Raw genomic sequence first — 15,186 nt, 5'->3', positions numbered from 1 at the left:
AGCTGCCCATGTTCGAATCCGCCGAAATCGGTCACGCCATCGACAAAGACACCTATGACGCCGAGGTGCCGGCGCTGCGCGAAGCCTTGCTGGAAGTGCAGTATGAGCTGCAACAGCAGAAGCGCTTCCCGGTGATCATCCTGATCAACGGCATTGAAGGGGCCGGCAAGGGCGAAACCGTCAAGCTGCTCAATGAATGGATGGACCCGCGCTTGATCGAGGTGCGCACCTTCGACCAGCAGACTGACGAAGAACTGGCGCGCCCACCGGCCTGGCGCTACTGGCGGCAACTGCCCGCCAAAGGCCGTATGGGGGTGTTTTTCGGTAACTGGTACAGCCAGATGTTGCAAGGCCGGGTGCACGGTGACATCAAGGATGCGCGCCTGGACCAGGCCATCGCCGGTGCCGAGCGCCTGGAGAAGATGTTCTGCGACGAAGGCGCGCTGATCTTCAAGTTCTGGTTCCACCTGTCCAAGAAGCAAATGAAGGCGCGGCTCAAGGCGCTGGCCGACGACCCGCTGCATAGCTGGCGCATCAGCCCGCTGGACTGGCAGCAGTCCCAGACCTACGACAAGTTTGTGCATTTTGGTGAGCGCATCCTGCGCCGAACCAGTCGCGATTACGCGCCGTGGCATGTGATCGAAGGGGTCGACAGCAATTACCGTAGCCTCACGGTGGGCAAGATTCTGCTCGAAGGCCTGCAAAATGCCTTGAAGCTGCCCAAGGGCAAGGCCAGCGGCATGAACCCGGCACCGTTGTTGGCGTCGGTGGACCAGAAGAGCCTGCTCGACAGCCTCGACATGACCTTGCGCCTGGAGAAGGACGATTACGAGGAACAGCTGATCACTGAGCAGGCGCGTTTCTCCGGGCTGATGCGCGACAAACGCATGCGCAAGCACGCGCTGGTCACTGTGTTCGAAGGCAATGACGCAGCGGGCAAGGGCGGGGCGATCCGGCGTGTCGCAGCGGCGCTGGACCCGCGCCAGTACCATATCGTGCCGATTGCCGCGCCGAGTGAAGACGAACGCGCCCAGCCTTACCTGTGGCGGTTCTGGCAAAAAATCCCGGCGCGCGGCATGTTCACGGTGTTTGACCGCTCGTGGTACGGCCGCGTCCTGGTGGAACGCATTGAAGGCTTCTGCACCCCGGCGGACTGGATGCGTGCCTACGGCGAGATCAACGACTTTGAGGAGCAACTGCGCGATGCGGGGGTGATCGTGGTCAAGTTCTGGCTGGCCATCGACAAGCAGACCCAGTTGGAGCGTTTCCAGGCCCGTGAGGAAATCCCGTTCAAGCGTTTCAAGATTACCGAAGACGACTGGCGTAACCGCGAGAAGTGGGATGACTACCGCGCCGCTGTGGGCGACATGGTCGACCGCACCAGTACCGAAGTTGCGCCATGGACCCTGGTGGAAGCCAATGACAAACGCTGGGCGCGGGTCAAGGTGCTGCGCACCATCAACCTCGCGCTCGAAGAGGCGTTCGCCAAGTCCGACAAGCACGACAAGAAAGGCAAGAAGAAGTAGGCCTATCTATGGGGTGAATGATCGTCGCGGTTGGGAGGGCCTGGATCTATCCTCGATCCATCTCCCAACAACGACAAGATCGAGGTAGCCCATGCGTGAAGTAGTGATCGTCGACAGCGTGCGAACCGGCCTGGCCAAATCCTTTCGTGGCAAGTTCAACCAGACCCGCCCCGATGACATGGCGGCCCATTGCGTGAATGCACTGCTGACCCGCAATGGTATCGACCCGGCGACAGTCGAGGACTGTATTGTCGGTGCAGGCTCCAATGAAGGCGCCCAGGGTTACAACATCGGGCGCAATGTGGCGGTGCTCTCGCAACTGGGCACCGGTACGGCCGGCATGACCCTCAACCGCTTCTGCTCCTCGGGCTTGCAGGCGATTGCGATTGCGGCCAACCAGATCGCTTCGGGCTGCAGCGACATCATCGTCGCCGGTGGCGTCGAGTCCATCAGCCTGACCATGAAAAGCGTCAATACCGACAACCTGATCAACCCGTTGCTCAAAGAGCAGGTGCCAGGCCTCTACTTCCCCATGGGCCAGACCGCCGAAATCGTTGCCCGCCGCTATCACGTGAGCCGCGAAGACCAGGACCTGTATGCCTTGCAAAGCCAGCAGCGCACGGCCCAGGCTCAGGCCGACGGTTTGTTCGATGATGAAATTGTGCCGATGGCAGTCCAGTACCGGGTCGAGGACAAGAACAGCGGCGAGGTGCAGGTGCTGGACGGGGTGGTCGATCGCGACGACTGCAACCGCCCCGACACCACCCTGGCCAGCCTCAGCGGGCTCAAACCGGTGTTTGCCGAAGACGGTTCGGTGACGGCGGGCAACTCCTCGCAGCTCTCCGATGGCGCCTCTATGACGTTGGTGATGAGCCTGGAAAAAGCCCTCGAACTGGGGCTCAAGCCCAAGGCGTTTTTCCGTGGCTTTACCGTGGCCGGTTGCGAACCTGACGAAATGGGCATCGGCCCGGTGTTTTCGGTGCCCAGGCTGCTCAAGGCCAAGGGCTTGCAGGTGGCGGATATCGACCTGTGGGAACTCAACGAGGCGTTCGCCTCACAGTGCCTGTATGCGCGTAACCGCCTGGAAATCGACAATGCCCGGTACAACGTCAACGGCGGCTCGATTTCCATCGGGCACCCGTTTGGCATGACCGGCTCGCGACAAGTCGGGCATCTGGTGCGGGAGCTGCAGCGGCGCAACCTGCGTTACGGCATCGTCACCATGTGCGTGGGTGGTGGTATGGGCGCTAGCGGATTATTCGAAGCCGTACGTTAGGTTCTTATTGGGCACACTGGGTCCATTGGGGCGCTGGCTTGCCTGCGGTGCCTGCATCGCGGGCAAGCCCGGCTTCCACACACGCCCCAGCGTTGATTTATGTGGGCTGGAAAATATCGCTCGCCAAGCCACCCCTTGGTCCCCCTAGAATGCCGGTTCCACTTCCTCAGGCATTCGGGGCACTCATGCACATCTCTTCCGGTCGCTGGGTCTATGGCTTTGGCTTGACCCTGCTGACCGCGTTTCTTTGGGGCATTCTGCCGATCAAACTCAAGCAAGTGCTGCAGGTGATGGACCCGATTACCGTCACCTGGTTTCGCCTGGCCGTTGCCGGCGGCTGCCTGTTCCTCTACCTCGCCGCGACCCAGCGCCTGCCCAGCCGCAAGGTGCTCGGCCCCAAGGGCGGCTGGCTGGTAGCCATGGCGGTGTGTGGCCTGGTGGGCAACTATGTGCTGTACCTGGTGGGCCTGAAACTGCTCAGCCCCGGCACCGCACAATTGGTCGTGCAGATGGGCCCGATCTTTCTGATGGTCGCCAGTGTCTTTGTGTTCAAGGAGCGCTTCAGCCTGGGGCAGGGCATGGGCTTGGTGGTGTTGATCATCGGCTTCGGCCTGTTCTTCAATCAGCGTCTGGTCGAACTGCTGACCTCGCTGGGCACTTACACGGCCGGTGTGCTGACGATCCTGCTCGCCACCACCATCTGGGTGTTTTATGCCCTGGGTCAGAAGCAGTTGCTGACGGTGTGGAATTCGCTGCAAGTGATGATGGTGATCTACCTGTCGTGCGCTGTGTTGCTCACGCCGTGGGCGCATCCACTGGAGGCGCTGCAACTGAGCCCGCTGCAAGGCTGGCTGCTGCTGGCGTGTTGCATGAATACGCTGGTGGCGTATGGGGCGTTTGCCGAAGCGCTGGCGCACTGGGAAGCCTCGCGGGTCAGTGCCACCCTGGCGTTGACGCCGTTGGTGACCTTTGCGGCCGTGGCGTTGGCGGCGTGGCTATGGCCGGACTTTGTGCAGGCCGAAGAGATCAACGCCATCGGCTATGCCGGGGCGTTGGTGGTGGTGCTCGGCTCGGCCATGGTGGCTCTGGCGCCGTCGTTGCTCGCCGGGCTCAAGGCCCGGCGGGTGCGCTTGGGTGGCGCTCGATAAGGCGCTGAGTCACGTTGGCGAAGTCCCCATTGAAATAGTGAGTGCCGGGGATTTCTACTGCGCTTACCCACTCGGGAAGCGAGGGCTGACGGCATAAACCAGTGCTATTTTCGTCAGTATGCAAGCAGGTGACAGGGACCCGCCCTTTCAACTGAAGCAGTGCCGGTAATGGATCTTGGTGGGTAACTGGTTCGCGCAGATGCCGGTAGGCCTGGGTGATCCGGTTGAGCCAGCCCACGCTGATGTAATGTTCCAGTTCGATCTCCAGGAACACATCCTGGGTCGGCTCCAGCAATGTCAGTTGCGAAATGCGCGCACGGTTCTCGGGCTTAAGCTGGTTGATAAGTGATGGCAGGACATTGGCCCCAAAAGAAAAGCCAATCAACCAGACCCTGGGCGTACTCCATTGCTTGCGGTACACCGTGATAAGCGCGTCCAACTGTGCGGCCGAGTCTGCCACGGGTTGTTCATGCCAGAAATACGCCAGGGTACTGATGCCCAACACGCCGTAGCCACGCTGGTTAAGGTTGTGGCTGATGGCCTGCTCCAAGGGTGCCCAGCCGCCGTCACCGGAGTAGAAGATGACAAGCTCGTTCATGGCGGGTGCTGTCGAGGGCGGCGGCAGAACAACCGGAAACGCCCGCAGCGCGGAGCTGTCGGCCGGGTACCAGGCTGCCAGCCCCAAAAGCCCTGTCAGCATGAAGAGGATAATCAGGCTGCTTCGCTTCATGCGATGATCGTCCGTCCAGAGGTTTATTGGGCATTGAACCTCTGGAGGACGGGCTTACGTAACTGTGACAACTGACAGTAGACGCGGGTGGTTTCGACGACGCGTCAGTGCCCGGCTTCGAGCATGTTTTCCGGGCGAACCCACTGATCAAACTCCGCGTCGGTCAGGTAGCCCAGGTCCAGCGCGGCTTCCCTTAGCGTCAGCCCTTCGGCATAAGCCTTCTTGGCGATCTGCGCCGACTTGTCGTAGCCGATATGCGGGTTGAGCGCCGTCACCAGCATCAGCCCGCGCTCCAGGTGCTCGGCCATTTTCCCGGCGTCGGGCTCCAGGCCTGCCACGCAATGCTCCTGGAAATTATTGCAGCCATCGGCCAACAGGCGGATCGACTCCAGCACGTTGTGGATGATCACGGGTTTGTACACGTTCAGCTGCAAGTGGCCCTGGCTGGCCGCAATGCCGATGGTCACGTCGTTGCCCAATACCTGGCAGGCCAGCATCGACAACGCTTCACATTGGGTAGGGTTGACCTTGCCGGGCATGATCGAGCTGCCTGGCTCGTTGGCCGGCAATTTGACTTCCGCGAGCCCGGCACGTGGGCCGGAGCCCAGCAGGCGCAGGTCATTGGCGATTTTCATTAAGGCCACGGCCAGGGTTTTCAGTGCGCCATGCAGGGTCACCAGCGGCTCATGGCCCGAGAGGGCGGCAAATTTATTCGGCGCGGTGACGAACGGCAAGCCCGACAGGGCGGCCAATTCAGCAGCAATTGCCTCGCCAAAGCCATGCGGCGAATTGAGCCCGGTGCCGACGGCCGTGCCGCCCTGGGCCAGTTCGCACACCGGGGGCAGGGCGCTGCGGATCGCGCGCTCGGCGTAATCCAGCTGGGCGATAAACGCCGAGACCTCCTGGCCGAACGTGATGGGTGTGGCGTCCATCATGTGGGTGCGGCCGGTCTTCACCAGTTTCATATGGCGTGCCGACAGTTCCGCCAGCCCGCCGGACAGATGAGTGATCGCCGGCAGCAGTTGCTGGGTCACGGCTTGCACGGTCGCGATGCTCATGGCGGTGGGGAAGCAGTCGTTGGAACTCTGGGAGCGGTTGACGTGATCGTTGGGGTGCACCGGGCTCTTGCCGCCACGGGGTTTACCCGACAGTTCGTTGGCGCGGCCGGCGATGACTTCATTAGCGTTCATATTGCTTTGGGTGCCACTGCCGGTCTGCCAGACCACCAGCGGAAACTGGTCGTCATGTTGACCGTCGAGCACTTCATCGGCGGCTTGTTCGATCATGCGGGCGATGTCGGCGGGCAGGTCGCCATTGCGGTCGTTGACCCGGGCGGCGGCTTTCTTGATCAGCGCCAGGGCGTGCAGCACCGCCAGGGGCATGCGTTGCTCGCCGATGGCGAAATTCACCAGTGAACGTTGGGTCTGCGCGCCCCAGTAAGCGTCATCCGGGACTTGTACGTCTCCCAGGCTGTCGGTTTCGATACGGCTCATCGGGCACACTCCTTCAGGTTCGTTTGCGCAGTTTAGGCCGTGATGGGCCTGTGGGGTTCCATAAAAGACTTTTCATCGGGTGCAAGCCCCGCAAATCCCGGCCGAACAAGGCCTGGGGTTGAGCCGCAAGGTTTTTTAGGCGCAGAATGGTCGCCCTTGGGGTCTTACCTCGCCTGCTAGAAAGGAAACTCGATGACTCGTCTTCGTGCCATCTGTACCGCGGTTGCTCTGGTTTGCGCCAGCGGCCAAGTCTTTGCCGATACCGCCAGCCATAACGCCAGTGCCGAAGCCTTCCTTACCCTGGCCCACGCTGACAAGCTGGGTACCCCGGTGTACATGCAAGTGCAGCAAATGTTCGCCCAGCGTTTCGAACAAACCAAGGCACCTGCCGCCAAGCAGTCCGTACTGGACAGCTACCAGGCCAAGGCCAATGCCGCCCTCGACCAGGCCATCGGCTGGCCGAAGCTGAAGCCGGACATGGTCAAGCTCTACACCACCAACTTCAGCGAATCCGAGCTCAAGGACCTGGTTGCTTTCTACCAGTCGCCACTGGGCAAGAAAGTCCTGGAAAAAATGCCGCAACTGACCCAGCAATCGGCCCAGATGACCCAGGCCAAACTGGAAAGCGCTGTGCCGGTGGTCAACAAGCTGTTGGAAGACATGACCAACGAGCTGACGCCGAAAGCCGCCGCACCGGCCAAGAAGAAGTAAGCAGGAATGACCATGCAACAGCGTATCGAAACGGCGCTCGCCGCCCTGAGCCCACAACACTTGAGCGTGCTGGATGAAAGCCACATGCACAGCCGTGGGTTGCAGACCCACTTCAAGGCCGTGCTGGTCAGCCAGCAGTTCGAGGGGCTTAACCGCGTCAAGCGCCACCAGACGGTCTATGCCACCCTCGGTGACCTGATGAGCGAATTTCATGCGCTGGCGCTGCATACCTATACGCCTGAAGAATGGGCGAAAATCGACGCAGCCCCGGCCTCGCCGACCTGCGCCGGCGGGCATAGCTGACGCACGGGTGTCTCTGACAGCTGGCATTTGCTAGAATCCGCAACGCGCCGCTTAGCCGGCGCGTTTTTTTTGCATCCGGTTCACCCCTTACGAGGGTAGCCACCTGGAGAGAATACCCATGACCCAACCCATCGTCGTGGCGGCACTGTATAAGTTCGTCACCCTCGAAGACTACGTTGCGCTGCGCGAGCCACTGCTGCAGGCAATGGTCGACAATGGCATCAAAGGCACCTTGCTGATCGCCGAAGAAGGCATCAACGGCACCGTTTCCGGCAGCCGCGAAGGCATTGATGGCCTGATGGCCTGGCTGAAGAACGACCCGCGCATGGTCGACATCGACCATAAAGAATCGTACTGCGACGACCAGCCGTTCTACCGCACCAAGGTCAAGCTCAAGAAAGAGATCGTGACCCTGGGCGTCGAAGGCGTCGACCCCAACAAAAAAGTCGGCACCTACGTCGAGCCGCAAGATTGGAACGCGCTGATCAGCGACCCGGAAGTGCTGTTGATCGACACGCGCAACGACTACGAAGTGTCCATCGGCACCTTCGAAGGCGCGATCGACCCGAAAACCACCAGTTTTCGCGAGTTTCCCGACTACATCAAGGCCAACTTCGACCCGGCCAAGCATAAGAAAGTCGCGATGTTCTGCACCGGCGGCATTCGTTGCGAGAAGGCCTCCAGCTTTATGCTCAGCGAAGGCTTCGATGAGGTCTACCACCTCAAGGGTGGCATCCTGAAGTACCTCGAAGAGGTGCCTCAGGCAGAGACCAAATGGCAGGGCGACTGCTTTGTGTTCGACAATCGCGTCACCGTGCGCCACGACTTGAGCGAAGGCGACTACGATCAATGTCATGCCTGCCGTACACCGGTGAGCGTCGAAGACCGCGCGTCCGAGCATTATGTGGCCGGCATCAGTTGCCCGCATTGCTGGGATAAGCTGCCGGAGAAGACCCGTCGCAGCGCAATTGACCGGCAAAAGCAGATCGAGCTGGCCAAGGCCCGCAATTTGCCGCACCCGATTGGCTTCAACTACAAGCAAACCCCCTCCGAGGCCTGACCCATGCCCGCGCGCCTGCTCTATGTGATGGACCCGATGTGTTCCTGGTGCTGGGGCTTTGCCCCGGTGGCGCAGGCGCTGGTTGAGCAGGCCCAGGCGGCCGGCGTCGAGCTGCACCTGGTGGTGGGCGGTTTGCGCACCGGCAGCGGCGCGGCGTTGGAGCCGACGACCCGGCGCTACATTCTGGAGCACTGGCAGGCGGTCACCGAGGCCACTGGCCAGCCGTTCAAGCGTGAGGGGGCGTTGCCCGACGGTTTCGTCTATGACACAGAGCCTGCGTGCCGCGCCATCGTTACGGCACGCAGCCTGGCGCCAGACTGCGCGTGGAAGTTGCTGGGGCTGATCCAGCGCGCGTTTTATGTCGAGGGTCGTGATGTGACCCTCGCCAGCGTGTTGGTCGAGCTGGCCGAAGAGGCCGGCATACCGCGTATCGAGTTTGCCGGCGCCTTCGACCGTGCCGAGCAGCACGCCGCGACGGCCGCCGATTTCACTTGGGTGCAGGATTTGGGGATTGCCGGTTTCCCGACCTTGCTGGCCGAGCGTCATGGCCAGTTGGCGTTGTTGACCAACGGCTACCAGCCGCTGTCCGAGCTGTCGCCGTTGCTTGCCCGCTGGTTGGAGCGAGCCACCTGTGTATGACCAGCCCGACATCACCGAGCCCTCCAAACGCACAGATCGCCTGACCTGGGCGGAAATTCGCCGCCTGGCCCTGCGCCACAAGAAATCCCTGTGGATCGCCAACGGCGTTGCCGTGCTGGCGACCTTGTGCAGCGTGCCCATCCCTCTGTTGTTGCCCTTGCTGGTCGACGAAGTGCTGCTGGGCCATGGCGATGCCGCACTCAACGTGATGAACCACGCATTGCCGCTGGGTTGGCAGCAGGCTGCCGGGTATATCGGCCTGATGCTGCTGGTGACCCTGTGTTTGCGTTGCGGCGCGTTGGTGTTCAACGTTGTGCAGGCGCGGCTGTTTGCACGGCTGGCCAAGGACATTGTCTATCGCATCCGTGTGCGCCTGATCGAACGGCTCAAGCGTATATCCCTTGGCGAATACGAAAGCCTGGGCAGCGGCACAGTGACCACGCACCTGGTCACCGACCTGGATACCCTGGATAAGTTTGTCGGCGAAACCCTTAGCCGCTTCCTGGTGGCCATGCTGACGCTGCTGGGCACTTCGGCCATTCTGGTGTGGATGCACTGGCAGTTGGCGTTGCTGATCCTGCTGTTCAATCCGTTGGTGATCTATGCCACGGTGCAGTTGGGCAAGCGCGTCAAACACTTGAAGAAACTTGAGAACGACAGCACGTCGCGCTTCACCCAGGCCCTGACCGAAACCCTTGATGCCATCCAGGAAGTGCGGGCCGGCAACCGCCAGGGCTTTTTCCTCGGGCGCCTGGGCCAGCGTGCCCAGGAAGTGCGCGACTACGCCATTCATTCCCAATGGAAAACCGACGCTTCCAGCCGTGCCAGTGGCCTGTTGTTCCAGTTCGGCATCGACATCTTCCGTGCGGCGGCGATGCTCACCGTGTTGTTTTCCGACCTGTCCATCGGCCAGATGCTCGCCGTGTTCAGCTACCTGTGGTTCATGATCGGCCCGGTGGAACAACTGCTTAACCTGCAATACGCCTTTTACGCCGCGGGCGGCGCGCTGACGCGGATCAACGAGCTGCTGGCGCGTGCCGACGAGCCGCAATATGCCGGGGGCGAAGACCCGTTCACCGGGCGTGAGACCGTTGGCATCGAAGTACGTGGGCTCAACTTCGGCTACGGCGAAGACTTGGTGCTTGACCAGTTGAACCTGGCCATTGCACCGGGCGAGAAGGTCGCGATCGTCGGCGCCAGTGGCGGCGGCAAAAGTACCTTGGTGCAACTGCTGTTGGGGCTCTATACACCGCAGGCCGGCAGCATTCGTTTTGGTGGTGCGACCCAGCAGGAAATCGGTCTTGCAACCATCCGCGAGAACGTCGCCGTGGTTTTGCAACACCCGGCGCTGTTCAACGACACCGTGCGCGCCAACTTGACCATGGGCCGCACACGCACGGACCAGGCCTGCTGGCAGGCATTGGAAATTGCGCAGTTGGATGCTACCGTCAAGGCACTGCCTTTGGGCCTGGACAGCGTAGTGGGGCGCTCCGGTGTGCGCTTTTCCGGTGGCCAGCGCCAGCGCCTGGCAATCGCGCGGATGGTGTTGGCCGAACCCAAAGTGGTGATTCTGGATGAGGCCACCTCCGCCCTCGACGCCGCCACCGAGTACAACTTGCACCAGGCGCTGGCGCGGTTTCTCAGTGGGCGTACTACACTGATCATCGCCCACAGGCTTTCGGCGGTTAAGCAGGCTGACCGGGTGCTGGTGTTCGATGGCGGGCGTATCGCCGAAGATGGCGACCACCAGCAGCTGATTGCTGAGGGTGGGTTGTACGCCAAGTTGTACGGCCACCTGCAACAAGTGCGTTGATTTAGCTTCGTCGGTGCTATCGGGATTGGTTTTTCGCGTGCGTATTCAGCTGTGCATGTGTAAGGGACTTCATGAAGCAAAAGCGGACTCTCGGAACGCCAAGGCTGTTGGGCATCGTCTGGCCCTTTATCGCCGTCGTATTGTTCCAGGCATTGTTAGGCTGCGTCAGTCTCTATGTGCTGTCGGCGGTGCGGGGCTATGTGGCTGGCGAGAGTCTTTGGTCCAAAGGCCAGAAAGACGCCATCTACTACCTGACGCTCTACGCTGATAACCGCGACGAAAGCACTTTTCTCAAATACCAGCAAGCGATTGCCGTCCCACAGGGCGGGCATGAATTGCGCATCGCGCTGGACCGTTCCACCCCGGACCTCGCTGCCGCACGCCAAGGCATCCTTAAGGGCGGCAACCACCCCGATGATGTGTCCAGCGTGATTTGGCTGTACCTCAACTTCCGCCACTTCAGTTACCTGGAAAAAGCCATTGAACTGTGGACCGTAGGCGACGGTTACCTGGTGCAACTGGATGACCTGGCCCAGACGATGCACCGGGCGATCCGCAGCGATCACGTCAGCCCCGGTGATATAAGCGAGTGGAAAGCGCACATCATTGCCATCAACGACGGCGTTACGCCGGCTGCCAAGGCATTCAGCGATGCGTTGGGCGAAGGTTCGCGGATGATTTTGCGCCTGTTGCTGGTCACCAACCTGGCCACCGCCCTGGGCCTGATTGCCCTGGCGCTGCTGCGTACCCACAAGCTACTGAGCCAGCGCCACGCGTTCGCCATGGCCTTGCAGGCCGAGAAGGAGCGCGCACAGATCACCCTGGAGTCGATTGGCGACGGTGTGATTACCACGGATGTCGACGGTGCCATCGCCTACATGAACCCGGCCGCCGAGGCGCTTACCCATTGGAAGAGTGCCCAGGCCCAAGGCTTGCCCTTGGCGGCGTTATTCAATCTGCTCGATGAGGCTGCTGAACCCGACAGCTTTACCCTGATCGAGCACATCATCAAAGGCCGGCTCAGTGGTGGCAGCGAGCATTCCAAGCTGATCCAGCGCCTGGATGGCAGTACGGTTTCGGTCACTCTGGTGGGCGCGCCGATCCGCAGCGCCGGCAAGGTCAGCGGCGCGGTGCTGGTGCTGCACGACATGACGCAGGAGCGTCAGTACATTGCCAATCTGTCGTGGCAAGCCACCCACGATGCCTTGACCGGTTTGGCCAACCGTCGCGAGTTCGAATTCCGCCTGGAACAGGTGCTGCATAACGTGGGGCGCCAGAAAGGCGGACGCCATGCGTTGATGTTTCTCGACCTGGACCAGTTCAAGCTGGTTAACGACACCTGCGGGCATGCGGCGGGTGATGAGCTGTTAAGGCATATCTGCGCGCTGCTGCAGTCGGACCTGCGTGAGGGCGACACCCTGGCGCGGCTGGGGGGCGACGAGTTCGGCATCCTGTTGGAAAACTGCCCGGCAGCGGTGGCGGAAAAGATCGCCGAGAGCCTGCGCCATACGGTGCAAAGCCTGCATTTCGTGTGGAAGGGCCGGCCGTTCATGACCACCGTCAGTATTGGCCTGGTGCATATCTCGCAATCCCCGACCACCTTGGAAACGTCACTACGCGCGGCCGATATGGCGTGCTACATGGCCAAGGAGAAGGGCCGTAACCGTGTGCAGGTCTACCATACCGATGATTCGGAATTGTCCCTGCGTTTTGGCGAAATGGCCTGGGTACAGCGCCTGCACGTGGCCTTGGAGGAAAATCGTTTTTGCCTCTACTCCCAGGAAATCTCGCCGCTGGGCCACACGGATGGCGGCAACGGCCATATTGAAATCCTGTTGCGCCTGCACGATGAGGCGGGCCGCATCATTCTACCCGACAGTTTTATTCCGGCGGCCGAACGTTATGGATTGATGACGTCGCTGGATCGCTGGGTGGTGGAAAACGTATTCAAAATCATCGCCGGTTGTATGCACGAACGGGCCGGGCGACCTATGGCCATGTGTGCGATTAATCTGTCAGGCATAACTATCGGAGATGATGATTTTCTCGGTTTTTTACGTGAGAAATTCGAGGCTTACAGCATTCCGCCGGAAATGATTTGTTTTGAAATAACTGAGACAAGCGCTATAGCCAATTTGGGTAGTGCAATTCGCTTTATTAATGAACTCAAAGCGTTAGGTTGCCATTTTTCCCTCGATGACTTTTGCGCCGGGATGTCCTCATTCGCTTATCTGAAACATTTACCTGTAGACTTCCTGAAGATCGATGGAAGTTTCGTAAAGGATATGCTGGACGACCCGATTAACCGCGCCATGGTCGAAGTGATCAACCACATCGGCCACGTCATGGGTAAACGCACGATTGCCGAGTTTGTTGAAACACCGCAGATCGAACAGGCTTTACTTGAGATCGGTGTTGATTACGCTCAGGGCTACCTGATTGAACGCCCGCAACTGTTTACCTTTGATAGCTTGCAGTGTCGACCTGTGCGGCCGCAGCCTCTGTTATTCAAGGCGCCCGGCACATTCCGCTGAAACATTTGCTGGTCTGTACAATCACACTTAAAAAAGGAGCCCTACAGTGATCGACACATTCAACAGAACCGGCCCGCTTATGGAAGCCTCAAGTTACCCCGCCTGGGCGCAACAATTGATCCAGGACTGTAGCGAGAGCAAGCGCCGAGTTGTCGAGCACGAACTGTACCAGCGCATGCGCGATAACACGCTCAGCGCCAAAACCATGCGCCACTACCTGATCGGTGGCTGGCCAGTGGTGGAGCAGTTTGCCTTGTACATGGCACAGAACCTCACCAAGACCAAGTTTGCCCGCCATCCCGGGGAGGATATGGCGCGTCGGTGGCTGATGCGCAATATTCGTGTGGAACTCAACCACGCCGATTACTGGGTACATTGGGCGCGCGCTCATGGTGTAAGCCTGGAAGAGCTGCAAGCGCAAAACGTACCGCCTGAGTTGCACGCGCTGAGTCACTGGTGCTGGCACACCAGCTCGGCCGATGCGTTGATCGTGGCGATTGCCGCAACCAACTACGCGATCGAGGGGGCGACTGGGGAGTGGTCCGCCGTGGTGTGTTCGACCGGTGTGTACGCGGCTGCCTTCCCTGAGGAAGACCGCAAGCGCGCAATGAAGTGGTTGAAGATGCACGCCCAGTACGACGACGCACACCCTTGGGAAGCCCTGGAAATCATCTGCACCCTGGCCGGGATGAACCCGAGCAAAGCGCTGCAGGTCGAGCTGCGCCAGGCCGTGTGCAAGAGCTATGACTACATGTACCTGTTTTTGGAAAGCTGCATGCAGTTGGAAAATGAAAAAGCCAAGGCGTCAGCTGTGGTTCGCGAACGCCCGGTTCGCATCGCCAGCGAGGCGTGATGTAAGCGTGATGGCGGGGTGTTTACCCCGCCATTGCCAAGCGGTTGCGACCTTCGCGCTTTGCCACATACAAGGCGTTGTCGGCCCGGCGCAACAGGCTTTCGGCAGACTCGGCAGCCAGCAAGGTCGAGCAGCCCAGACTCACCGTCAATTCGATCCGCTTGCCGTCGGCCCAATAATCCTGAACCTGCGCAGCCCGGCGCAGGCGTTCGCCGACCATGCCAGCCGCGTCCCGGCCGGTATTCGACAGTAAAATCAGAAACTCTTCGCCACCAAACCGAAACACCATGTCGACGTTGCGCAACTGGCTTTTGATCGACCCGGCCACGGCGCGCAGTACGATATCGCCCGCTGCATGGCCGTGGGTGTCGTTGATTTTCTTGAAGTGATCGATGTCCAGCATCAACAAGGACAGCGGGCTCAGGTGCCGCCGGGCCATGTCGATTTCGCGTTGCAGGGTCTGGTCCATCGCAATGCGGTTGCCGGTATCGGTCAAGGGGTCACGCAGGGCGCTGCGGGTGGCGGCGCGGTAGAGCAGGGCGTTGCGCATCGGGTAAAGCAAGGTTGAAAGCAGCGACTCAAGTTGGCCCAACTCGTCTTCCATCAAGCGTTGGTTGCGACGGAATATCAGCTCGCCCAAGTGTTCGCCTTCATGGCTCAAGGTGTAGCTCACTGAGTGGTGGCCGCGGTGGCCGAACTCGAGGCGCAAGTCGCTGGCTTCATGGCGATATTGCAGAGCATCCAGAGGAACCAGGCGCTGAACTTCACGAAAGAACAAAGCCAGGATACGCTCCGGCTCCAGGCTGGTTTGCAATTGCTGGCTCAGTTGCTGATGAAGCTGGGCAAGGGTGGCTGGACGACGTGGAAGAAGAGCTGGCTGACCAAACCCCAGGCGTTGCAATTTGGCACTGTCGAAGTCAATTGCGTTGGTCTGGGTCGGTGATTTCATAAGCTGACGGCCTCTAAGCACATAACTGTCCTACAGGCTGCACGAGAGTGGCAAATGCCAAGCGTCTTACTGTTCCTTCAGTTCCGTAAAACATTGGAACAGTTTAAACCGCTTTGCCATGGGTTATAACCCCTGGGCAGTGCCACACGTC

General features: G+C 60.3%; 13 protein-coding genes. 10 read left to right on the top strand and 3 right to left on the bottom strand.

Features of this window, described 5'->3' with window-relative positions; genetic code table 11:
• The first annotated feature begins 8 nt into the window (after window positions 1–8).
• From pap to CPH89_RS00760, 3 genes are all read left to right on the top strand, one after another.
• On the top strand, window positions 9–1,526 hold the full coding sequence (gene pap, locus CPH89_RS00770; RefSeq protein ID WP_053257209.1) for a polyphosphate:AMP phosphotransferase: 1,518 nt from the start codon (window positions 9–11) through the stop codon (window positions 1,524–1,526).
• Between the two features lie 91 nt (window positions 1,527–1,617).
• A complete protein-coding gene (locus tag CPH89_RS00765; protein WP_053257208.1) occupies window positions 1,618–2,802 on the top strand; it encodes a thiolase family protein in 1,185 nt (394 codons plus the stop codon).
• Window positions 2,803–2,987: 185 nt separating this feature from the next.
• Window positions 2,988–3,950: a DMT family transporter gene (locus CPH89_RS00760; RefSeq protein WP_053257207.1), complete on the top strand. Its 963-nt coding sequence runs from the start codon at window positions 2,988–2,990 to the stop codon at window positions 3,948–3,950.
• On the opposite strand, the gene CPH89_RS00755 is transcribed toward CPH89_RS00760, so the two are convergent.
• Complete coding sequence (locus CPH89_RS00755) at window positions 3,913–4,680, bottom strand: AcvB/VirJ family lysyl-phosphatidylglycerol hydrolase (protein WP_053257206.1); 768 nt, start codon at window positions 4,678–4,680, stop codon at window positions 3,913–3,915. The genes CPH89_RS00760 and CPH89_RS00755 overlap by 38 nt on opposite strands.
• A gap of 104 nt (window positions 4,681–4,784) precedes the next feature.
• Window positions 4,785–6,173, bottom strand: a complete 1,389-nt coding sequence (locus CPH89_RS00750; RefSeq protein ID WP_053257205.1) for a class II fumarate hydratase — start codon at window positions 6,171–6,173, stop codon at window positions 4,785–4,787.
• A 192-nt stretch (window positions 6,174–6,365) separates the two neighbouring features.
• On the opposite strand from CPH89_RS00750, the gene CPH89_RS00745 reads away from it, so the two are divergent.
• The 7 genes from CPH89_RS00745 to CPH89_RS00715 all read left to right on the top strand — a co-directional run bounded on the left by CPH89_RS00745 (window position 6,366) and on the right by CPH89_RS00715 (window position 14,086).
• On the top strand, window positions 6,366–6,884 hold the full coding sequence (locus CPH89_RS00745; RefSeq protein ID WP_003236690.1) for a DUF2059 domain-containing protein: 519 nt from the start codon (window positions 6,366–6,368) through the stop codon (window positions 6,882–6,884).
• 6 nt (window positions 6,885–6,890) lie between these two features.
• Window positions 6,891–7,187, top strand: coding sequence for a BolA family protein (locus tag CPH89_RS00740; protein WP_053257204.1), 297 nt, complete (start codon window positions 6,891–6,893; stop codon window positions 7,185–7,187).
• Between the two features lie 118 nt (window positions 7,188–7,305).
• Window positions 7,306–8,247: an oxygen-dependent tRNA uridine(34) hydroxylase TrhO gene (gene trhO, locus CPH89_RS00735; protein WP_053257203.1), complete on the top strand. Its 942-nt coding sequence runs from the start codon at window positions 7,306–7,308 to the stop codon at window positions 8,245–8,247.
• 3 nt (window positions 8,248–8,250) lie between these two features.
• The gene (locus CPH89_RS00730; protein WP_053257202.1) at window positions 8,251–8,886 is read left to right on the top strand and encodes a DsbA family protein; all 636 of its coding nucleotides are present in this window, start codon (window positions 8,251–8,253) and stop codon (window positions 8,884–8,886) included.
• Window positions 8,887–8,896: 10 nt separating this feature from the next.
• A complete protein-coding gene (locus CPH89_RS00725; RefSeq protein WP_167422784.1) occupies window positions 8,897–10,699 on the top strand; it encodes an ABC transporter ATP-binding protein in 1,803 nt (600 codons plus the stop codon).
• Window positions 10,700–10,770: 71 nt separating this feature from the next.
• Window positions 10,771–13,233: an EAL domain-containing protein gene (locus CPH89_RS00720; protein ID WP_053257200.1), complete on the top strand. Its 2,463-nt coding sequence runs from the start codon at window positions 10,771–10,773 to the stop codon at window positions 13,231–13,233.
• 46 nt (window positions 13,234–13,279) lie between these two features.
• Window positions 13,280–14,086 carry an iron-containing redox enzyme family protein gene (locus CPH89_RS00715; protein ID WP_053257199.1) on the top strand — a complete coding sequence of 269 codons (807 nt, stop codon included), beginning with the start codon at window positions 13,280–13,282 and terminating at the stop codon, window positions 14,084–14,086.
• Between the two features lie 22 nt (window positions 14,087–14,108).
• On the opposite strand, the gene CPH89_RS00710 is transcribed toward CPH89_RS00715, so the two are convergent.
• Complete coding sequence (locus CPH89_RS00710) at window positions 14,109–15,035, bottom strand: GGDEF domain-containing protein (protein ID WP_053257198.1); 927 nt, start codon at window positions 15,033–15,035, stop codon at window positions 14,109–14,111.
• Window positions 15,036–15,186 lie beyond the last annotated feature (151 nt).

Source organism: Pseudomonas fluorescens, assembly GCF_900215245.1.
Lineage (GTDB): Bacteria > Pseudomonadota > Gammaproteobacteria > Pseudomonadales > Pseudomonadaceae > Aquipseudomonas > Aquipseudomonas fluorescens.
This window is presented reverse-complemented; position numbering and strand designations above follow the sequence as displayed.